The sequence below is a fragment of the Ralstonia sp. TCR112 genome, from assembly GCF_007997035.1.
Lineage (GTDB): Bacteria > Pseudomonadota > Gammaproteobacteria > Burkholderiales > Burkholderiaceae > Ralstonia > Ralstonia edaphi.
In genome coordinates, this window is record NZ_VOSS01000091.1 from 24,118 (window position 1) to 44,081 (window position 19,964).

Here is a 19,964-nt window from a genome sequence, read left to right on the forward strand (position 1 = left end):
CTGCGGTTTCAGAGGTGCAAGACGGGTTCCGGTAAACCAGTCACGCCCGGGCGCACTGCAAACGTGGCGCCCGAAAGCGGGTCGTCGCCGATCAGGATCGACGTCACGAACAGCGTGTCCAGCCCAGGCCCGCCGAATGCGCACATGGCAGGCTTGGACGTGGGAATGGCGATGCTGCGATCGAGGCGGCCGTCCGGCGCAAAGCGGTGCACGAGCCCCGCATCGTTGCCGCAGATCCAGTAGCAGCCGTCGGCGTCCACCGCGGCGCCATCGGGGCGCCCACGGTGCGCGTTCATGTCGATGAAGACGCGGCGGTTGTGCGGCATGCCGCTGTCGATGTCATAGTCGAAGGCCCAGATGATCTGGCGGCTCGCGTGCGAATCGGACAGATACATCGTCTTGCCGTCCGGGCTGAAGGCCAGGCCGTTCGGCACGATCAGATCGTCGATGACGACGTCGACGCGGCCGGCGCGAGCAGCCTCCGCATCCAGCCGATACAGCTTGCCGAGCGGCAGACCGAGCGACGTGTCGAAAACCATCGTGCCGGCCCAAAACCGGCCTTGGCGGTCGCAGCGGCCGTCGTTGAAGCGCATGTCGGGGCGTGCGTGCTCCACCGTGGCGAGGCGCTGCAGCGGGCCAAGCTGCGTGCCGGCGCGGGGCGGTGGCGCGAGAAAGATGCCGGTCTCCATTGCCATCGCCCAACCGTCGGACGCCATGGCAATACAGCCGGCCATCTCGGGCAGCGCCCAGCTGTCTGCCTGGCCCGAGAAGTAATTCCAGCGCCACAGCTTGCGGCCCGGAATGTCCGTCCAATACAGCGCCTGCTCGCCAGCGTGCCAGATCGGGCTTTCGCCGACGCCGCATTGCATGTTGCCAATCCGTTCGACGGTCGGCTCTACGTTCCGCTGCATTGCGTCAGTCTCCGAACGGGCCGGCTTTGACGAACGCCCCGCCCTGATACTGCGCGGCCGGGTCATCGGCAGGCAGCGGCGGCTGGGCTTCGACCTGCGCGCGGAAGATCTCGCTCGTCTCCGTGGGCTGATAGCCGAGGTGCGCGGCATGGCGGTTGTCCCACCAGCGGTCGCGGTTGTTCGACATGCCGTAGACGACCGTAAAGCCCACGCTTGGCACGAACAGCGCGCGACGGATGAGCTGCTCCAGGTCGTCATAGCCGAGCCAGGTGACGAGCATGCGGCGGTCCTTCGCTTCGGCAAACGAAGAGCCGATGCGGATGGCCACCGTCTCGATGCCGTAGCGATCGAAATAGAAGCTGGCGAGCTGCTCGCCGAACACCTTGCTGAGCCCGTAGTAGCCATCGGGCTTGGTGGGCACGGTACTGTCGATCACCTCGCCCTGCTTGTAGAAGCCGATGGTGTGGTTCGAACTGGCGAACACGATGCGGCGCACGCCATGACGGCGCGCGGCTTCGTACAGGTTGTAGGTGCCTGCGATGTTGGCCGGCAGGATCTCTTCAAACGGCCGCTCGACCGATACGCCGCCCAGATGCACGATGCATCGGTGCCAGCGACGAGCGCATCGACGGCTTTCGCGTCAGCCAGGTCACACGGCACGATTTCCTCACCGGTTCGCGCCTCGCCGAGATTTGATATATCAGACAAGCGCAAAGAATCGGCGTATTTGGGCAGACGCTCGCGCAGCACCTTGCCGAGGTTGCCGCCGGCGCCGGTCAGCAGCAGGCGGTGGCAGCGCGTGGTCACGCCGTCGAGCGGATCGTTTTGAACGTTCACTTCAGTCGTCATATCAGGTCACCGGGGCGGGGTTGAACAGGGCCAGCGCATTATGCAGGCCGAGCTTGTCGGCGCAAACCTGCTTGCGGCCGCTCGCCACGTCAAGGATCAGGTGGAACAGCTCCCAGCCGATGTCGGCAATGCTGGCTTCGCCTGTGGCGATGCGGCCGGCATCAAGGTCGATCAGGTCATGCCAGCGCTCGGACAGCGCCTTGCGCGTCGACACCTTGATGACCGGCGCCATGGCCAGGCCGTACGGCGTGCCGCGGCCAGTCGTGAACACCTGCAGGTTCATGCCGGAGGCCAGCTGCAGCGTGCCGCACACGAAATCGCTGGCGGGCGTCGCCGCAAAGATCAGGCCCTTGCGACGCACCTTCTCACCGGGGCCAAGCACATCGACGATGGGCGTGCCGCCCGATTTGACGATCGAACCCAGCGCCTTTTCCACCACGTTAGACAGCCCGCCCTTCTTGTTGCCCGGCGACGGGTTGGCGCTGCGGTCGGTCTGGCCGCCGCTGAGATAGTTGTCGTACCAGGCCATCTCGCGCAGCAGCGCGCGGCCGACGTCTTCATCGACGGCGCGCGGCGTGAGCAGATGGATGGCGTCGCGCACCTCGGTCACCTCCGAGAACATCACGGTGCCGCCCGCGCGCACGATCAGGTCCGCCGCAAAGCCGACCGCCGGATTGGCCGTCACGCCCGAGAACGCATCGCTGCCGCCGCACTGCACGCCAACCACGAGATCGGATGCCGGGCAGGTCTCACGCTGGCGCTTGTTGAGATGTTCCAGGCGGCGCTCGGCCATCTCCATGATGGCGTCGGTCATGCCGATGAAGCCGTCGAAGGCTTCGTCCTGCAGACGCAGCACCGGCGAATCTGCGGTGCCGGCCACTTCGATCGGAATGCGCCCGCCCGGTGCGAGCTTTTCCGGCACGAGACGTTCGGGCACGAGCTTTTCGCAGCCCAGGCCGATCACCATGATCTCGCCGCCGAAGTTCGGATTGAGCGCCAGATTCTGCAGCGTGCGGATGGGCACGATGGCGGCCGGTGCGTTGATGGCGACACCGCAGCCGTACACGTGGTTCAGCGCCACCACATCGTCGACGTTGGGGAAGCGCGGCAGCAGCTCGCGCTTGATGCGGCCCACCACGTAATCCGTCACGCCCGCCACGCATTGCACGCTGGTCATGATGCCGAGCACGTTCTTCGTGCCCACCGTGCCGTCTGCGTTGCGATAGCCCTCGAAGGTGTAGCCCTCGAGTTTGGCGAGCTTGGGGTCGGGGCGCGTGGCCAGCGGCAATTCATCCAGCGCGGGGGCAGACGGCAGCTTCACGGCATGCTCGTTGACCCAGCTACCGCGCGGCAGCGGCTTCACGGCATAGCCAATCACCTCGTTGTACCGGATGATCGCATCGCCTTCGGCCAAGTCCACCAGCGCGACCTTGTGCCCCTGCGGCACGCCTTCGACCAGCACCGTGCCATCGGCGAGCGCCGTGCCGGCAGGCAAGCCGCGTGCGTTGACGACGATGGCGACGTTGTCACCGTCGTGCACGCGGATCGTCAGCGCCTTTTCAGTTGCGTTGCCGGCCTCGGGGGCCAGCGTCGGTTCAGACATCACAGACTCCGTGATTGATTCAAACTCAAACGGGTTTCGTTTCAACGTCCCAAGCTCGGACGTTTCGGGTCGTACGTCCAGCCCGGCACGAGGTACTGCATGGCCATGGCGTCATCACGCGCGCCAGGGCCCAGGGTCTTGTACAGCGCATGGGCGGCCATGACGCGGTCCATGTCGATTTCGATGCCAAGGCCCGGGCGCTCCGGCACGGCCACGTGGCCGCCCTGGATGCGCAGCGGCTCGTGCGTCAGGCGTTCCTCGGCTTCCTGCCAGATCCAGTGCGTGTCGATGGCCGTGATGTTGCCTGGGGCGGCGGCGGCCACATGCGTGAACATCGCCAGTGACACATCGAAGTGGTTGTTGGAATGCGAGCCCCACGTCAGGCCCCACTCGTCGCACAGCTGCGCCACGCGCACGGAGCCTTGCATGGTCCAGAAATGCGGATCGGCCAGCGGAATATCGACCGCGTGCAGCTGCACGGCGTGGCCCATCTGCCGCCAGTCGGTCGCGATCATGTTGGTGGCCGTCGGGATGCCGGTGGCGCGCTTGAACTCGGCCATCACCTCACGGCCCGAGTAGCCGGCTTCGGGGCCGCACGGGTCTTCGGCATAGGCCAGCAGATGCGCCTGGCCTTTGCACAGCGCAATGGCCTCGTTGAGCGACCATGCCCCATTCGGGTCCAACGTGACGCGGGCCTGTGGGAAGCGCGCCTTGATGGCGGCGATCGCTTCCATCTCATCCGTACCGCGCATCACGCCGCCCTTCAACTTGAAATCGGCAAAGCCGTAGCGGTCGGTGGCGGCTTCGGCGAGTCGTGCGATGGCGGCGGGCGTCATGGCAGCTTCGTGGCGCAGGCGCAGCCAGTCGTCGGTGCCGTTCGCGCCATCCAGATACGGTAAATCGGTCTTGCGGCGGTCGCCCACGTAGAACAGGTAGGCGAGCATCGGGGCGCTATCGCGCTGCTGGCCGGCACCGAGCAACTCTGCCACCGGCACCTCCAGAAACTGGCCAAGCAGATCGAGCAGCGCCGCTTCCACCGCCGTGATGACGTTGTCCATGCGCAGGTTGATCTCGTGCGGCTGGCGCAGCACGGCGGCTTCCGAAGCGGAGGTCACCTGGTGCACCGTCGCCTGATGCGCGGCATTGCCGCCACCGGCCAGCGCCCGCCGGATGCTGTTCAGCACGCCGTTGGTACGGCCGATCGATTGACCGACCACCAGCGGAATCACGCGCTCCAGCGCCTGGCGGATGCCCTCCCCGCCCGGCACCTCACCCACGCCGGTGCGCCCGGCGTTGTCCTTCAGGATGACGAGATTGCGCGTAAAGAACGGGGCGTGCGCGCCGCACAGGTTCAGCAGCATGCTGTCGCGGCCTGCGACGGGAATCACCTGCATCTCCGTCACCCGCGGTGTGTGGGTGCGCGCGCCGGACTCGATCGATTGCAACGTCACTTACAAGGCTCCCGTGGCTTACAGCGGCTTCAGTTCCACACGCTTGATCTCGCCGACCATGAACAGGTAGCAGACGATGGCGACCAGCGCATGGATCCCCACGTACACCAGCGCACCGTTGAACGAACCCGTGGTGTTGACGATGTAACCGATGGCAATGGGCGTGGTGATGCTCGACAGGTTGCCGAAGGTGTTCATCAGCGCGCCCGACAAGCCCGCAATCTGCTTGGGCGCCGTATCGGAGTTCACCGCCCAGCCCAGCGCGCCGAGGCCCTTGCCGAAGAACGACAGCGCCATCACCGCCACCACGACAGCCTGCGCATCGACGTAGTTGCAGATCACCATGGTCATGGAGAGCAGCATGCCCAGCACGATGGGCACCTTGCGCGCCACCGACAGCGAGGCGCCACGGCGGAGCAGCGCGTCAGAGATGATCCCGCCGAGGATGCCGCCCAGGAAGCCGCACACCGCCGGAATCGACGCAACGAACCCTGCTTTCAGGATCGACATGCCGCGCGCCTGCACCAGGTACACCGGGAACCACGTGATGAAAAAGTACGTGAGCGCATTGATGCAGTACTGCGCGATGTACACGCCCATCAGCATGCGGTTCTGCAGGAGCTGCTTCACGTAGCCGAGCTTCGGCCCTTCGGCCTTGGCCACACCCGCGCGGTCCATGTTGACCAGGCCGCCGCCGGCTTCGATGTACTCGATTTCTGCGCGGTTGACGCCCGGATGGTCCTTCGGTTCGTGCACGAAGGCTCGCCACACGACCGCCATGACGATGCCGACCACGCCCATCACGATAAACACGTGATGCCAGCCGAACGCGTGCACCAACCACGCCATCAGCGGAGCAAACACCACCGTGGCGGCATATTGCGCAGAGTTGAAGATGGCCGCCGCAGTGCCGCGCTCATTGGCCGGGAACCACGCTGCCACGATGCGGCTGTTCGCCGGGAAGGACGGCGCCTCGGCCGCACCCACCAGGAAGCGCAGGCAGAACACCATGACGATGGCGGTGGCGCCGGTAAAGAAGCCGATCGCGCCCTGCGCCAACGTGAACAGCGACCACAGCAGAATGCTGAATGTGTACACGCGCTTGGAACCGAAGCGGTCGAGCAGCCAGCCCCCCGGAATCTGGGCGATCACATAAGCCCAGCCAAACGCCGAGAAAATGTAGCCAAGCGACACGGCGTCGATGCCGAGTTCCTTCTGCATGGCCGAGCCGGCAATGGAGATGGTCGCCCGATCGGCATAGTTGATGGTCGTCACGATAAACAGCATCGCGAGGATCACGAAACGCACGCGGCTCATGCGCTCAGCGCGCGGCACGGCCTGTGCTCCCACTGCGGGGGCCTTGATGTCCATCGTCTCCTCCTTAAGCCGGCACCCGTCGTGCCGGTCGGGTCAAGTTGCCGGGTCCTGTGCGGCCCGGCGTGTTGTTTTTGCTATTCGACTGTTACGGCTTCAGGCCCAGCTTCCGTCCACCAGCCGGCGCAGCTTGAGCGGGTTGGCATCTTGCAGGGCTTCGGGCAGCAGTTCGGCCGGCAGATCCTGGTAGCACACCGGGCGCAGGAAGCGCTCGATGGCCGCCGTGCCGACCGAAGTCGTGCGTGCATCCGTCGTCGCCGGCCACGGCCCACCGTGCACCATGGCGTGGCACACCTCGACGCCGGTCGGCCAGCCGTTGGCCAGAATGCGGCCCGCCTTGCGCTCCAGAATCGGCAGCAGCGAACGTGCGATCGCCGTGTCGCCGGCGTCCAGATGCAGCGTGGCGGTCAACTGGCCCTCGAGCGATTCGGCCAGCGTGCGCAACTCTTCTGCATCGCGGCAGCGCACGACCAGGCCGGTGGCGCCGAAGATCTCGTCGTGCAGCGCCGGTTGCGCCTGGAAGCTCTTGGCATCGGTCACGTAGAAGCCGGCTTGCCCGCGGTTGGGCTGGTCGCTGCCTTGCCCGCGCGCGACGCAGCGCACGTTTGCCTCGGAAGCCAGCTTGTCGACACCGCGCGTGTAGGCAGTGTGGATCCCCGCGGTGAGCATCGGCTGCGCAGCCACGTCGCCCATGGCGGCAGCGGCAGCCGCTTCAAAGGCATCCAATTCCGGCCCATCGATGGCGAGCAGCAGACCCGGGTTCGTGCAGAACTGGCCCGCGCCCATCGTGAGCGACGCCACGTACTGCTGACCCAGCGCCGCAGCGCGCTTGGCCAGCGCATCGGGCAGCAGGAAGACGGGGTTGATGGCGCTCAGTTCGCCATACACGGGAATCGGCTGCGGGCGTGCCTGCGCAATGCGCAACAGCGCCAGACCGCCTGCGCGCGAGCCGGTAAAGCCGACGGCCTGGATACGCGGATCCGCCACCAGTGCGCCCGCCACATCGTTGTCCGCCAGGATGAGCGAGAAGACACCCTCCGGCAGTCCGCACTGCACGACCGCGGCCTGAATGGCGCGGCCCACGAGTTCGGACGTACCCGGGTGTGCCGGATGCGCCTTTACGACCACCGGGCAGCCTGCAGCCAGAGCAGACGCGGTATCGCCACCGGCCACCGAGAACGCCAGCGGGAAGTTGCTTGCGCCAAACACGGCCACCGGGCCCAGCGCAATGCGGCGCATGCGCAGGTCGGAACGCGGCAGCGGCTTGCGCTCCGGCAGGGCCGAATCAAGGCGCGCGCCCACGGCGTCACCGGCACGCACCACGCTTGCAAACAGGCGCAGTTGGTTGCACGTGCGGCCACGCTCGCCTTCCAGGCGCGGACGCGGCAATGCCGATTCCGCCATCGCGCGTTCAATCAGCGCATCGCCCAGCGCTTCGATCTGGCTGGCAATGGCTTCCAGGAACGCTGCGCGGGCTTCCGGCGCGGTCTCGCGGTAAACGTCGAAAGCCGCGGCGGCCAGTTCGGCGGCACGTGCGGCATCAGTCTTTGAGGCCAGGGTGAATTCCGGTTCGAGCCATTCCCCGGTAGCGGGGTTCATGGCGCGAACCTTGCCGGCACCACCCGCTACGCGGGCAGCACCCAACAACAGTTCGCCGCTCAATTGCATATCGATTCCTTGTGTTTTCGGTTGCGCTCAGGCCGCCAGCTTTTCCACTTCGGCAATGCGCGACACCAACGCCGACAGTTCTGCCATTTCGGCGTCGGTCAGGTCGGTCAAGGGAGCACGGACCGGACCTGCGTCACGGCCGATGACCTTCATACCGGCCTTGACGATCGACACCGCATAGCCACGCTTGCGATTGCGCAGCTGGATGTACGGCAGCACGAACGCGTTGAGCATCTTGTAGACCTTGGCATTGTCGAATGCGCGCACGGCGGCGTAGAACTCTAGCGCGAACTTCGGTACGAAGTTGAAGATGGCCGACGAATACGTCGACACGCCCATCGTCAAGTACGGCAAAGCAAAGGTCTCGGCGGTCGGCAGGCCACCAACGTAGGTAAAGCGGTCGCCCAGGCGGGCGTAGATGCGGGTCATCAGTTCCAGATCGCCCACGCCGTCCTTGAAACCGACCAGGTTCGGGCAGCGGTCGGCCAGGCGTTCGAGGTGGTTTTCGTCCAGGATCTGGTTGGCGCGGTTGTAGACGATCACGCCCAGCTTGGTCGACTTGCAGACCTGCTCCACGTGCGCGGCCACGCCGTCGGCCGACGCTTCGGTCAGGTACGGCGGCAGCAGCAGGATGCCGTCTGCGCCGGCAGCTTCAGCCGCCTTGCAGTATTCGATCGATTCAGCCGTGCCACGGCCCGCCGGGGCGATCACCGGAATCTTGCCGCCGGTTTCAGCCACGGCTGCGCGCACCACGCGGTCGGTTTCAGCCGCGGTGAGCGAGAAGAACTCGCCCGTGCCGCCCGCTGCAAACAGGCCGGCGGCATCGTGGCTGAACAGCCAGTTCAGGTTGGCGCGATACGCTGCCTCGTCGAACGACAGGTCAGAGGCCTTGAAGTGCGTGACCGGGAAGGACAGCAGGCCGGAGCCGATCTGTTGGGCGAATTCTTTGGGGCTGTATCGGGACATGTCTCGCTCGCGATGAATGCGTGTTGTTGATGAGCGAATTCTTGCACCCGCATCGATTCAAGTCCAAGCCAACTAATAACTCGATCAATACAGATCTTGTATTGATACAGGGTCTTCCCTAGGTCGCTGATCCCGATGCTGCGGCCGCACGTGACGGGGCGGCCGCGTCCGGTCAGTGCCGCCTTACACCGCGCCCTCGGCCTCCACGTAAAGGGCATACAGCGAGTGCGAACTCGCCATGTACAGGCGGTTGTTCTTCGGGCCGCCGAAGGTCAGGTTGGGACAGCGTTCCGGCAAGTGGATGAAGCCGATCGGCTTGCCATGCGCGTTGAAGATTTTCACGCCGTCGTAGTCGGCGGAGTTGACGCCCGCGCGCCCGTCTGAGCCCCAGCCGCACCAGAGATTGCCATCCTTGTCGACGCGAAAGCCATCCAACGCGCCCGCGCCGTTGGCGTCGATCAGCTTGGTCTTGTTGGACGCCGTGCCGTCGGGCGCGATGTCGTAGCTCCAGATGCTGCGCGACGGCGTGCCCTTCCACTCGACCACGTAGAGCTTCTTCTCGTCGGGCGAAAACGCCAGCCCGTTCGGGTTGACGAGGTCGGTGATGATCGCGCGGATGCTGCCGTTCGATCGATCCGGTAGACGTTGGTGGTGGCCTGCTCCGGCGGCGCCTTGAAGCCCTCCCAGTTGCCGTTGATGCCGAACGTCGGGTCGGTGAACCAGATGCTGTCGTCAGACTTGACGACGATGTCGTTGGGCGCGTTCAGCCGCTTGCCCTGGTACTGATCGGCCAGCACCGTGATGCTCCCGTTGAATTCGGTGCGCGTGACGCGGCGCGTAACGGAGTGTTCGCACGTGACGAGGCGCCCTTGTCGGTCACGCGTATTGCCGTTGGCGTAGTTCGACGGCTCGCGGAACACGCTGAACGCGCCGTTCGTCTCGTCGTACTTCATGATGCGGTTGTTCGGAATGTCGCTCACCAGGAGGTAGCGCCCGGCGGGAAAGTAAACGGGCCCTTCGGCCCAGCGCATGCCGGTGGCAAGCTGTTCTACCGAGCTGCTGTAGAGCCGGTATTTCAGGAAGCTCGGGTCGAGCACTTCCACCGCCACGTCGGGGTAGCGCGCGTTCGGCTTGAACCCTTCGATCTTCTGCGCGCCGGCCAAGCCGCTGGCCGCTGCAAGCCCTGCCCCTGCCACGTTCTTGAGAAACCTGCGACGGCCAACTTCCGCGCTTTCCATGGACATGCTCGTCTCCTGATGGTTGTCATTGGCCCTTCAAGCCGAAGGGCGAGCCGATTCTTGCACCGGCGATCTTTCCGCTTCAAGATAAGCACTGACTCAATCCATACAGGTTTTGAATCGATGTTTGAACTCAGCCAACTCCGCTGCTTCGTCGCCGTGGCCGAAGAACTGCATTTCGGGCGGGCCGCAGAACGCCTGCACATGACGCAGCCGCCGCTGTCGCGCCAGGTGCGCCTGCTGGAACACCAGGTCGGTACGGAGCTGCTGGAGCGCAACAGCCGCTCGGTCAAGCTGACGGCGGCTGGGCGCAGTTTTCTGCCCGACGCATCGCGCATCCTGCGCCTGGCGGATGAGGCGGCGGCCACGGCCCGGCGTGTGGCGACGGGCGCGGCCGGACAGTTGGCGATCGGCTTTACCGCGTCGGTCGGCTACGGCAAATTGCCTTCGCTCGTGAGCGCCGTGCGGGCGGCTTCACCGGGCGTGCGGCTGACGCTGAAGGAGATGGTGAGCGGCGCGCAGCTCGCGGCGCTGGATGCGCGCGAAATCGACGTCGGCCTGCTGCGCCCGCCGGTGGAGCACGGCGAGCTGATTGCCGTGCCGTGCTCGCAGGAAGCGCTCGTGATTGCCCTGCCGGAAGCGGTGGCCGACAGCTGGCCGCAACGCCCCAGCCTGCGCGATTGCGAGGGCCAGCCACTGCTGATGTATTCGCCATACGAAGCGCGCTATTTCCACCAGATGGTCAGCGGCCTGCTGGAGCGTGCGGAGGTGCTGCCCGACATCGTGGAATACGTCAGCCAGATTCACTCGATGCTGGCGCTGGTGCGTGCCGGCATCGGCGTGGCGCTCATCCCCGCAGCAGCGGCCATGCTGCACTTCGAGGGCGTGGTCTATCGCCCGGTGCGCACGACGCCGGCCAAGCCGGTGGAACTCTGGATGGCCTATCGCAAGGACAACGACAACCCCGTCTTCAACGTGCTCAAGACGGTGCTGCACAACGCCCTCGCCGAGCGGCGCTGAACTCACACGGCACCGCACTTGCTGGAGCCATGGCGACCCCGATACGGAGACCGCCATGCCGCAAACACCCCAGACCATTCCACGCACCGCCATCTGGCTCGCCGCCGCGGCCATCGGCTTGACCGTGGTTGCCTTGTCGCACCCCGCCCACGGCAAACTGCCGCCGCCCACACCGGCTGAGCAAGCCGCCGCTGCCCAACAGGCCGAGACGGAGCGCGCCCAGAAAGCGCAGGAGCAGGCGCAGCTGACCGAAGTGCAAGACCGTCTGGCGGCGCGCTTTGGCAAGGGCGGCAACAACGCGCCAGACGCTGTCACGCCGGCCACCAATCTGCCCAAGAACGTCGCAGAAGCGCCGGGTACGGCGGGCCCGCATGGCGGCTCGCGGCCCAGTGCGGAATCCCATTCGGGCAACGCCCGCTAGGCGATCAGCGGAAACCCCGTGTCAAACGTGGTGGCCACCTCCAGCCGCTGTTTGAGCAGGCCCACCTTCACGTAGAAATCGGCCGTGCGCTGCTGCTCCGCAATGAGCTGCGGATCGATGGCGCGCCAGACCGTCTGTCGACGTGCGAACTGCAGCCGCGCAGCCTCCGGCGCGATGCCGATGATGCGGGCCAGCGTGGCCGAAAAGCTGTCGACATGCTGGTACGACCACACCTGCGCACGCACCACGCGCTGCAAAAAGTCGCGCAGCGCATCGCGCTTGGCCGCCAGCGCAGCGTCGGTGGCTGCCAGGTAGCTGAGGCCCGACCACAACCCGCGCCCGCTGACGAGCACGCGCGCATGCTTTGCCGTTTCGGCCATCGCCGTGTAGGGCTCCCACGTTGACCACGCATCGATCGACCCGTTGACCAGCGCAAGCTTGGCATCGGCCGGCGGCAGGAAACGGAAGTTGGCATCGTCCGGACCCAGCCCCGCCGACTCCAACGCCTTGAGCGCCACGAAATGCCCGATCGACCCGCGGTTGGTACCGATGGATTTACCCTTCAGATCCGCCGCGCTCTTCAACGGAGAATCGGGCCGCACCAGCACCGCCGTGCCGTACGGGTCTGATCGGTTGGCGCCGATCAGCTTGATGCGCGTACCCGCCGCCAAGGCAAAGATGGCTGGCGCATCGCCAATCGGGCCCAGGTCGACTGCACCCGCGTTGAGCGCTTCGGCCAGCGGAGCAGCCGCCGGAAACTCGGTCCATTGGATGTCGTACTGCACGCCCTTGAGCGCGTCGGCCGCTTCCAGCAGCGCGCGCAGGCCACCCTTCTGGTCGCCCGCCTTGAGCACGAGGCGGGGTTGCGCGATGGACAAGGCAGGCGCGGCAGCAAGCGCCAGCGTGGATTGCAGAAAACGTCGTCGATGTTGCGGCATGGTGATGGAGCGATGCGGTCGAGGGTCAGTGGATGAAGCCGCCTTTCACATAGCGCACCGGTTCGGCGTCCATGCGGGCGATCAAGGAATCGAGGCCGCTCGTGCTGCGGGCGGTTTCGCGTGCAGCGGAGGTGCAGAGGAAATCGGCATCGGACCACGTCGTGCCCGGTGCGCCGCGTGCACGCAACCAGCCGTTGCGATCGGCCAGCAACTGCGTGCCGGAAAACGCTTGGGGCTCGGCGCCGGCGATGGTGGCGAAAACGTTCCAGGCGTCAGCGCCTGCAGCCACGCAACGCGCCTCAAAAGCGCGCGTTGGCGGCGGCAACGTGCCATCCGGTGTAATCAACAACGTCTGGAAACGCGGATCTTCCAGCGGGATGTCGGTGCGCGATGCCGCATCCACGGCCACCACCCGCACGCGCTGGCCGTTGCGCCACGTCGCCAGGGATTGAGGCAGCGCGTCTGCGCAGCGCACCGACAACGCGGGCAGCGCCACGGGCAGTGGCCAGCCGCCGGCACGCACGCCGCCACGCGCAGCCAGCACCTTCATGGCGTCGAGTGCGGCCCAGATATCGGCGTCGCTCAGTCGACCGGCAAATGCAGGCATGGTGGATGCGCCTTGCGTGTCCTGCATGCCGTGGGCGATATGCCAGAACAGCTCGCCATCGGCATGACGGCCAAGCAATGGGCCGACCACCGTAGGTGGCCAGCGCGTGAGCGTGGCGGCCAACGGGCCTTCGCCCCGGCCGTCTGCGCCGTGGCAGCTTGCGCACGCGGCGTTGTAGATGCGCGTGCCCTGCGTGATGGACGCCACCGAAAACGCCGTTGGGCTCACATGGAAACTCGTCGGCACGGCGGGCGCCACCACCACCGCCGACGGCCACGGCGCCACCACAAGCAGGCCCGCCGCGACGCCGGATGACACCGGCCGCCACCGCCGCACGAGCACGGCGATCACGACGGCCAGCAATGCCAGCATCAAGGCAATCAGCGTCAGGCCGAGCTGCCGCGCTTGCCCGAGATCGATCAACAGAGTCTCGCCGGCGATGCGCACGTCCCACGGCCATGCCGGCTGCCCGTGCGCCTCGCCGGTCAGCCCCAGCGTGTGCAGCAGCACCAGCACGCCGTGCTGCGCCCATTGCAGAAAGCCAAGCAGCGCGTTGAGCCAGACCGTCGCTTGCGGCCCGCTCATGATGGTGCCGCCATCTACCAGGTCTCGCCGAGGCCGAGATGACCGAGCGCCTCGCGCCGCAACGCGCTCAAGCGCGGGTCGCCGCGATGGCGGGGGTAAGGCAGATCCACCGTCAGTTCCGCCGTGATGCGCGCAGGGCGCGGGCTGAAGATGACCACGCGCTGCGCCAGGAACAGCGCCTCCTCCACATCGTGCGTCACCAGCACGGTCGAGAAGCGCGCGCGCTGCCAGAGCGTCACCAGCTCGCTCTGCATGGCCAGCCGCGTGAGTGAATCCAGCTTGCCCAGCGGCTCATCCAGCACCAGCAATTGCGGATCGTTGACCAGCGCACGCGCCAGCGCCACACGTTGCGCCATGCCGCCCGACAGCTCATGGGGAAACGCCCGATGAAAGCCGCCCAGGCCCACGCGTTCCAGCGCATCGTCCACGCGGTCACGCTCTGCGTTGAGCACGCCGCGCGCTTGCAAGCCCAGCGCAACGTTGTCCCACACGCGCCGCCAGGGGTACAGCGTCGGATCCTGGAAGACGACCACACGCGAAGGGTCCGGCGCGTTGATGGGCGCATCGTCCTGCAGGATACGGCCGCGCGTGGGCGGCTCCAGCCCCGCAATCAGGCGCAGCAGCGTGGACTTGCCGCAGCCGCTTGGCCCAAGCAGCGCAACGAATTCGCCCGGTTGTATGGTCAGGCTCACACCGTCGAGCACCTGCAGCGGATTGGCGCGGCTGCCAAACCAGTGGCTGACGCCCTGCACGTCGATGCGCGCCCCGACAGTGGCTGCAACCGGCGCCTCGCGTTCCAGCACGGCTACCATTTCAGCGTCCCCTTCTGCCAGACCAGCGCGCGGTCACGCACCTTGAAGAGCAGCGTGATGATGCTGGAGAACAGCAGCGCCATGACGATCAGCGCGGCGTACATGTTGACGTACGATGCCCAGCCTTGCGCCCAGGTCAGGTACCAGCCGAGGCCCGACTTCACGCCCATCATTTCCGCCGTCACCAGCACCGTGAACGAGGCGCCCAGCCCCATGAACAGACCCACGAACACCTGCGGCAGCGCTGCCGGAATCGCCACACGCAGCACCAGGAACGCATTCGATGCGCCCAGCGTGCGCGCCACGTCGTAGTAGCTTTTGCTCACGCCCGCCACGCCGGACCACGTGAGCACCGCCACCGGAAAGCCGGAAGCCAGGGCGATCAGGAAAGCCGCCGCCGAATAGCTCGACGGAAAGAAGTAGAACGTGATCGGCAACAGCGCCGTCGCCGGCAGCGGCCCCAGAATGCGCAGCACCGGATGCACCCAGTAGCCCACCGCGCGCGACCAGCCGATCGACACGCCCACCAGAAAGCCCGTCAACGCGCCCAGCAGATAACCGATGCCGAGCAGCTTGAGCGTATTCAACACGCTGTCGCCCAGACGCGGCCAATCTTCCGAATAGACCTCGATCAACGCCTGCGGCGGCGCAAAGAACGGTGTGGGCAATGCGCCGGACTTGGCCGTCAGCACCTCCCACAACGCCAGCACCGCAGGCACGGCGATCAGCCATGGCCCGGCCGGTTGCAGCGCTTCCTGCACGGGGCGCAACGGGGCCACATGGCCCGCCGCCAACGCCACCACGAACAGCGCAAGGCCAACAATCAACGCGGCAACGCCCAGCTCCGCCGTGAACGCCCAGTCGCTGAAGCCGACCACGTGGTTGGGCCAGCGCCACGTCAGCAGCCCGAAGGCGGCCCAGGCCAATGCGGCCACAGCGCCGGTGCGCCATGCCCCTCCGCGCTCGACGGCATCGGCAAATGGGTTGGAGAGCGCGGCGGGCGCCTCCAGTGTTTGCGGGATGGTGCTCATGTCGATGTGTTCCTCATGTACTCACATGCTCACGCGCCGTGCGTCATGCCAGCACATTCACGTACACGTGCTGCGCCAGGCGCTGCGGATCGGTGGTCTTCTTGATGACGCCGATGCGGCGGAAGTCTTCCGCGTAGAAAGCGATCTCGTCGCGCAGGTCGACGCCGGTCGGGTGATGTGTGTACGTGAGCGTGGCGTAGAGCTTGCGCAAGTCGTCAAGCGCCACCTTGGGCGAATACTTGGCAAACACCTTGGCGGCCTCATTCGGGTTTTCGTTGACGAAATCCGTGGCTTGCACAATCGAGCGCGCCAGTGCCGATGCCGTCGGGCGGTCATTGCGGACCAGTTCGCCGCGTGCGCCGATCACGCAGCAGACCTTGCGCGCGTATTCACCGGAGAGGTTGGTGGCCAGTTCCACGTAGGCGCCGTTCGTGCGCTTCTCCAGCAGGTAGAGATTCGGATCGCCGTCGGCAATCGCCTGGATCTCGCCCTTGTCCACTGCCACGCCCAGCAGGTCGGCCGGGTACTGGCGCCAGGTGATGTCCTTGTCCGGGTCAATGCCGTTCTTGGCCAGCAAGATGGTGAAGAAGTGCTTGCCCGGCGCGGCAAGATCGCTCACGCCCACGGTCTTTCCCTTGAGCGCCGCCAGGTTCGTGACGCCCGCCGCCTTGGAGCCCACAAGCCGCACACAACCGCCATGCGAGCTGCCGATGATCTTCACGTCGAAGCCCGCCTCCAGCGGCTTGAGCCAGCGGTGGATCATGCCGACTGCCGCGTCGGCCTTGCCGGTGGCGATGGATTCGAGCAGTTGATCGGTCGAGCCGCTGTAGTTGATCAGGTCGACGTGCAGCCCGTTCTTTTCGAAGAAGCCGCGTTCCTGCGCCACCACGATGGGCGTCAGGCAAAACGAGTTCTGGTTCCAGGCAAACGTCAGCTTGCGCTGTTGCGAGTAGGCCTTGCGGCCCAGGATCAATGCCGGTGCGGCTAGCGCAGTGGCGGCCGCTGCGTGCAATAGCTTGCGGCGCGAGATGCCCGCGGTCTCTTCGCTCATTGAATGCTCCCCGTGATGATGTGTTCGATGTGTTGGATGTGTTCGACCTGTTCTGTCAGGCGGCGGCTTAATCGAGCACGTCCGGCTCGCCGCGACCAGGCCGGCGTACAGGCTCTCGAATGCGTGCAGCGCGCCCTCCTGCCCGCCCACCTGGCTGTGCGTGTGGCGCGCCGTGGCGGCATCGATCGGCTGCGGTGTGCCGGCGGCCTCGGCCAGCAGTTGCGTGTGGGCAGCGTTGTCCAGCGCGATGTACCACCATGCCGCGGCTTCCACCGTCGGGCCGGCCGTGAGAATGCCGTGGTTCTTCAGGATCACGCCCTTGTGCGTACCGCCGTCGGGCTTGGTCAGCGCATGCGCGATGCGCTCGCCCTCGCTGGAATCGACCACCATGCCGGTGAAGTCGTCGAACAGCGCATGGTCTTCATAGAACGAGCATGCATCCTGCGTGAGCGGATCCAGCGGCCGACCCAGCGTCGACCACGCCTTGCCGTAGGTCGAATGGGTGTGCGCCGCAGCCACGATGTGCGGATGCGCTTCGTGAATCGCCGCATGAATCGCAAACGCCGCCTTGTTGAGCGGCCGGTTGCCGATGACGGTCTCGCCACGCGCGTTCACGAGCAGGAGGTCCGACACCTTGATGCGCGAGAAATGCACCCCCAGCGGGTTGACCCAGAGGTGGTCCGTCAACTCCGGATCGCGTGCGGTGATGTGCCCCGCCAGCCCGAGGTCGAAGCCGTGCCGCGCAAACAGGCGGAACGCGCCTGCAAGGCGCTCCTGCCGATGGCGCCGCTCGGCCTCGAGCGTCGGCCGCGTGGCGGGTGGATCAAACCAGAACTTCTGCTGCGGCGTGCTGTTCAGCTTGAGCGTGGACGATGCCGGGCGCTCGATGGAAAGGACTGCGCTCATGCCCGTGCCTCACGCGGCCTTGCGCTGCGCATCACGCTGCGCGACCAGCTCGCGCACGCGCGGGATGAGCGTGCGGCCGTAATCCACCACGTCTTCCAGCGGATCAAAACCGCGGATCAGGAAGGTGGTGACGCCCAGGTCGTAGTAGTCGAGCAGCGCATCGGCCACTTGCTCCGGCGTGCCGACCAGCGCGGTGGAATTGGAGCGTCCGCCGGTTTCCTTGGCGATGGCCGTCCACAAACGTTTGTCGACGCGCTCGCCTTGTTCGGCTGCCGCGAGCAGGCGGCGTGCGCCCTCGCTCTGTTGCGGGCCGCCTCGGCTGTAGCCCTGCTGCACACGCAGCGCGCGCGTCCGCTCAAGGATGTTCTCTGCCCGTGCCCAGGCGGCGTCTTCCGTTTCCGCCAGGATTGGGCGGAACGACACAGAAAACCGGATGCTGCGGCCGTGCTTGGCGGCTTCCGCCCGCACGCGCGTTGTCAGATCGCGCACCTGGTCGAGCGACTCACCCCACAGCGCATACACGTCGGCATGCTTGCCGGCCACCTCGACGGCCACGTCCGAAGCACCACCGAAGTAGATCGGCACATGGGGCTTCTGCGCGGGCTTCACTTCAGAGAAACCTTGCTCGAAGCGATAGAACGTGCCCTCGTGGTCGAACGGCTTCGACTCTGTCCAGATGCGCCGCAGGATGCCCAGGTATTCGTCCGTGCGTGCATAGCGCTGGTCGTGGTCGAGGTAGTCGCCATCGCGACGCTGCTCGCTGTCGGAGCCGCCCGAGATGAAGTGCACGCCCAGGCGGCCACCGGTGAACTGATCCAGCGTGGCAATCTGGCGCGCGGCCAGCGTCGGATTGGTAAACCCGGGCCGGTGCGCAAGCATGAAGTGGATGCGCTCCGTCAACGCGGCTGCATACGAAATCGTGAGCGTGGCCGACGGCCCCGTTGAATGGTGCGGCACAAGGATGCGATCAAAGCCGGCCTGCTCGTGCGCCTGTGCAAAGGCACGTACGTAATCGCGGTCGATCACGGGCCCGTTCGGATCGGGCGGGTGAATTTCCGACTGCTTCTGGCTTTGGATCATGCCGATGAAATCGACGCTCATGCTGGCTCCATTCCGCATATCGTTAGAAGACTTGCGAGGCAATGCGCCCCGCCATGAATGCGAATGAAGTTACGTCACCACCCGCATTGCACTAACGAATAATTTCAACGCTGCATATACGGCATAGGTCGTTCGCGGCGCGTGGCAACCCGGATACGCTGTGCGCCAATGTCACCTGCTTCGCACATTGCATCGCCATGTCGCCTGCTCCCTTGCATCGCCTGCCAACGCCGCCCGACCGGCTTGCCGAAGTGCTGGCCACCATTGCTCCGCAGCTGGCCGCGTCAGCCGCAGAGCATGATGTGCAGGGCAGCTTCCCGCATGACAACTTCGCGCTGCTGCACGCCTCGGGCCTGATTGCACAGGTCATCCCGCAAACGCATGGCGGTGGTGGCGCCGGCCTGCAGACGGCACGCCAGATCATTGCGTCCATCGCCCATGCCGATGCAGCCACCGCGTTGGTGCTGACCATGACGTACCTGCAGCACCGCGCCATCGCACGTGCCGATACACGCTGGCCCACACACGTGAGGCAACAGGTGTTTGCCACCGCCCTGAATGAAGGCGCGCTCATCAACGCGCTGCGCGTGGAGCCCGACCTGGGCACGCCCGCACGCGGCGGCTTGCCCGCCACCGTGGCGACGCGCGTGGGCAACAACTGGCGCATCCGGGGCCGCAAGCTCTACAGCACCGGCAGCCCTGCGCTGCGCTGGCTGGCCGTGTGGGGACGCACCGATGAAGCCGAGCCGCGCGTGGGGATCTTTCTCGTGCCGCGCCCGTTGCCGGAAACGCCGGGCATCCGCATTGAAGAAACCTGGAACCACCTGGGCCTGCGTGCCTCGGGCAGCCACGACGTCGTCCTGGAAGATGTGGAGATTCCGCTCGACCACGCCGTCGACATCCGCCCTGCTGCCGAATGGCCGGTACACGGCGCCGCACAAGCCGACACCAGCGCGCAGCTCGACCAGCAAGCCTGGATGAACGTGCTGCTCGGCAGCCTGTACGACGCCGTGGCCCAGGCCGCGCGCGACTGGCTTGTCGCGTTCCTGAACACGCGTGCGCCGGCCAACCTGGGCGGGCCGCTGGCCACGCTGCCGCGCATGCAGGAAGCCGCGGGCGAGATCGCCGCCGCGCTGCGCACCAACCGCGTCCTGCTCGATCACGCAGCTGAGGCCGCAGATGCCGGCTCGCCGCTTTCCATGACCGACAGCGGGCTGCTCAAGTACACCGTCACCACCAACGCGATCCGCGCCGTGGAGCTGGCGTTGCAGCTGTCCGGCAACCATGGGCTGTCGCGCCACAACCCGCTCGAGCGCCACTATCGCGATGTGCTGTGCAGCCGCATCCACACGCCGCAGAACGATTCCATCCTGCTGGCAGCCGGCCGCACTGCGCTCGGGGTTTAGCTGGACGTCGCCCATCAAGTCCAGCA

Annotated in this window: 15 protein-coding genes and 3 pseudogenes; 3 read left to right on the forward strand and 15 right to left on the reverse strand. The window is 66.1% G+C overall.

Annotation, left to right across the window (positions count from 1 at the left end; all coding sequences use genetic code 11):
* Nucleotides 1–8 precede the first annotated feature (8 nt).
* The 8 genes and pseudogenes from FUT88_RS20490 to FUT88_RS20525 all read right to left on the reverse strand — a co-directional run bounded on the left by FUT88_RS20490 (nucleotide 9) and on the right by FUT88_RS20525 (nucleotide 10,066).
* Complete coding sequence (locus FUT88_RS20490) at nucleotides 9–911, reverse strand: SMP-30/gluconolactonase/LRE family protein (protein ID WP_147217856.1); 903 nt, start codon at nucleotides 909–911, stop codon at nucleotides 9–11.
* A 4-nt stretch (nucleotides 912–915) separates the two neighbouring features.
* Nucleotides 916–1,760: pseudogene (locus FUT88_RS20495) on the reverse strand (NAD-dependent epimerase/dehydratase family protein).
* A 1-nt stretch (nucleotide 1,761) separates the two neighbouring features.
* Nucleotides 1,762–3,363 carry a galactarate dehydratase gene (garD, locus tag FUT88_RS20500; protein WP_147217858.1) on the reverse strand — a complete coding sequence of 534 codons (1,602 nt, stop codon included), beginning with the start codon at nucleotides 3,361–3,363 and terminating at the stop codon, nucleotides 1,762–1,764.
* Nucleotides 3,364–3,404: 41 nt separating this feature from the next.
* On the reverse strand, nucleotides 3,405–4,814 hold the full coding sequence (locus FUT88_RS20505; protein WP_147217860.1) for an enolase C-terminal domain-like protein: 1,410 nt from the start codon (nucleotides 4,812–4,814) through the stop codon (nucleotides 3,405–3,407).
* Nucleotides 4,815–4,832: 18 nt separating this feature from the next.
* The gene (locus tag FUT88_RS20510) at nucleotides 4,833–6,185 is read right to left on the reverse strand and encodes an MFS transporter (protein ID WP_147217862.1); all 1,353 of its coding nucleotides are present in this window, start codon (nucleotides 6,183–6,185) and stop codon (nucleotides 4,833–4,835) included.
* A 99-nt stretch (nucleotides 6,186–6,284) separates the two neighbouring features.
* Entirely contained in the window at nucleotides 6,285–7,856 is a 1,572-nt protein-coding gene (locus tag FUT88_RS20515) for an aldehyde dehydrogenase (NADP(+)) (protein WP_147217864.1), read from the reverse strand.
* A gap of 27 nt (nucleotides 7,857–7,883) precedes the next feature.
* Nucleotides 7,884–8,822 carry a 5-dehydro-4-deoxyglucarate dehydratase gene (gene kdgD, locus FUT88_RS20520; RefSeq protein WP_147217866.1) on the reverse strand — a complete coding sequence of 313 codons (939 nt, stop codon included), beginning with the start codon at nucleotides 8,820–8,822 and terminating at the stop codon, nucleotides 7,884–7,886.
* Nucleotides 8,823–9,005: 183 nt separating this feature from the next.
* Nucleotides 9,006–10,066, reverse strand: a pseudogene (locus FUT88_RS20525) (SMP-30/gluconolactonase/LRE family protein).
* A gap of 117 nt (nucleotides 10,067–10,183) precedes the next feature.
* Here FUT88_RS20525 and FUT88_RS20530 point away from each other — a divergent pair.
* Both FUT88_RS20530 and FUT88_RS20535 read left to right on the forward strand, forming a co-directional pair.
* Nucleotides 10,184–11,080, forward strand: coding sequence for a LysR substrate-binding domain-containing protein (locus tag FUT88_RS20530; RefSeq protein ID WP_147217868.1), 897 nt, complete (start codon nucleotides 10,184–10,186; stop codon nucleotides 11,078–11,080).
* Nucleotides 11,081–11,135: 55 nt separating this feature from the next.
* Nucleotides 11,136–11,501: a hypothetical protein gene (locus FUT88_RS20535; protein WP_147217871.1), complete on the forward strand. Its 366-nt coding sequence runs from the start codon at nucleotides 11,136–11,138 to the stop codon at nucleotides 11,499–11,501.
* Here the strand turns inward: FUT88_RS20535 and FUT88_RS20540 are convergent.
* The 7 genes and pseudogenes from FUT88_RS20540 to FUT88_RS20570 form a co-directional block, all read right to left on the reverse strand.
* Nucleotides 11,498–12,439, reverse strand: a complete 942-nt coding sequence (locus FUT88_RS20540) for an ABC transporter substrate-binding protein (protein ID WP_147217873.1) — start codon at nucleotides 12,437–12,439, stop codon at nucleotides 11,498–11,500. The genes FUT88_RS20535 and FUT88_RS20540 overlap by 4 nt on opposite strands.
* 25 nt (nucleotides 12,440–12,464) lie before the next feature.
* Nucleotides 12,465–13,631: a c-type cytochrome gene (locus FUT88_RS20545; RefSeq protein ID WP_147217875.1), complete on the reverse strand. Its 1,167-nt coding sequence runs from the start codon at nucleotides 13,629–13,631 to the stop codon at nucleotides 12,465–12,467.
* 14 nt (nucleotides 13,632–13,645) lie between these two features.
* Nucleotides 13,646–14,443, reverse strand: coding sequence for an ABC transporter ATP-binding protein (locus tag FUT88_RS20550; RefSeq protein WP_147217877.1), 798 nt, complete (start codon nucleotides 14,441–14,443; stop codon nucleotides 13,646–13,648).
* Nucleotides 14,437–15,474: an ABC transporter permease gene (locus tag FUT88_RS20555; protein WP_147217879.1), complete on the reverse strand. Its 1,038-nt coding sequence runs from the start codon at nucleotides 15,472–15,474 to the stop codon at nucleotides 14,437–14,439. The genes FUT88_RS20550 and FUT88_RS20555 overlap by 7 nt, the downstream gene beginning before the upstream one ends.
* A 43-nt stretch (nucleotides 15,475–15,517) precedes the next feature.
* Complete coding sequence (locus FUT88_RS20560; RefSeq protein WP_102067705.1) at nucleotides 15,518–16,525, reverse strand: ABC transporter substrate-binding protein; 1,008 nt, start codon at nucleotides 16,523–16,525, stop codon at nucleotides 15,518–15,520.
* Between the two features lie 67 nt (nucleotides 16,526–16,592).
* Nucleotides 16,593–17,431 (reverse strand): annotated as a pseudogene (locus tag FUT88_RS20565) (class II aldolase/adducin family protein).
* 9 nt (nucleotides 17,432–17,440) lie between these two features.
* Nucleotides 17,441–18,532, reverse strand: a complete 1,092-nt coding sequence (locus tag FUT88_RS20570; protein WP_102067707.1) for an LLM class flavin-dependent oxidoreductase — start codon at nucleotides 18,530–18,532, stop codon at nucleotides 17,441–17,443.
* Nucleotides 18,533–18,729: 197 nt separating this feature from the next.
* Here FUT88_RS20570 and FUT88_RS20575 point away from each other — a divergent pair, with 197 nt between their 5' ends.
* Nucleotides 18,730–19,938, forward strand: a complete 1,209-nt coding sequence (locus tag FUT88_RS20575; RefSeq protein ID WP_147217881.1) for an acyl-CoA dehydrogenase family protein — start codon at nucleotides 18,730–18,732, stop codon at nucleotides 19,936–19,938.
* The last annotated feature ends 26 nt before the right edge of the window (nucleotides 19,939–19,964 follow it).

Bases quoted from the DNA above. Each gene is read 5' to 3' on its own strand.
- garD (WP_147217858.1), bottom strand. From the start codon at position 3,363: ATGTCTGAACCGACGCTGGCCCCCGAGGCCGGCAACGCAACTGAAAAG.
- FUT88_RS20510 (WP_147217862.1), bottom strand. From the start codon at position 6,185: ATGGACATCAAGGCCCCCGCAGTGGGAGCACAGGCCGTGCCGCGCGCT.
- FUT88_RS20575 (WP_147217881.1), top strand. From the start codon at position 18,730: ATGTCGCCTGCTCCCTTGCATCGCCTGCCAACGCCGCCCGACCGGCTT.
- FUT88_RS20560 (WP_102067705.1), bottom strand. From the start codon at position 16,525: ATGAGCGAAGAGACCGCGGGCATCTCGCGCCGCAAGCTATTGCACGCA.
- FUT88_RS20555 (WP_147217879.1), bottom strand. From the start codon at position 15,474: ATGAGCACCATCCCGCAAACACTGGAGGCGCCCGCCGCGCTCTCCAAC.
- FUT88_RS20550 (WP_147217877.1), bottom strand. From the start codon at position 14,443: ATGGTAGCCGTGCTGGAACGCGAGGCGCCGGTTGCAGCCACTGTCGGG.
- FUT88_RS20545 (WP_147217875.1), bottom strand. From the start codon at position 13,631: ATGAGCGGGCCGCAAGCGACGGTCTGGCTCAACGCGCTGCTTGGCTTT.
- FUT88_RS20530 (WP_147217868.1), top strand. From the start codon at position 10,184: ATGTTTGAACTCAGCCAACTCCGCTGCTTCGTCGCCGTGGCCGAAGAA.
- FUT88_RS20535 (WP_147217871.1), top strand. From the start codon at position 11,136: ATGCCGCAAACACCCCAGACCATTCCACGCACCGCCATCTGGCTCGCC.
- FUT88_RS20540 (WP_147217873.1), bottom strand. From the start codon at position 12,439: ATGCCGCAACATCGACGACGTTTTCTGCAATCCACGCTGGCGCTTGCT.
- FUT88_RS20570 (WP_102067707.1), bottom strand. From the start codon at position 18,532: ATGAGCGTCGATTTCATCGGCATGATCCAAAGCCAGAAGCAGTCGGAA.
- FUT88_RS20515 (WP_147217864.1), bottom strand. From the start codon at position 7,856: ATGCAATTGAGCGGCGAACTGTTGTTGGGTGCTGCCCGCGTAGCGGGT.
- FUT88_RS20490 (WP_147217856.1), bottom strand. From the start codon at position 911: ATGCAGCGGAACGTAGAGCCGACCGTCGAACGGATTGGCAACATGCAA.
- kdgD (WP_147217866.1), bottom strand. From the start codon at position 8,822: ATGTCCCGATACAGCCCCAAAGAATTCGCCCAACAGATCGGCTCCGGC.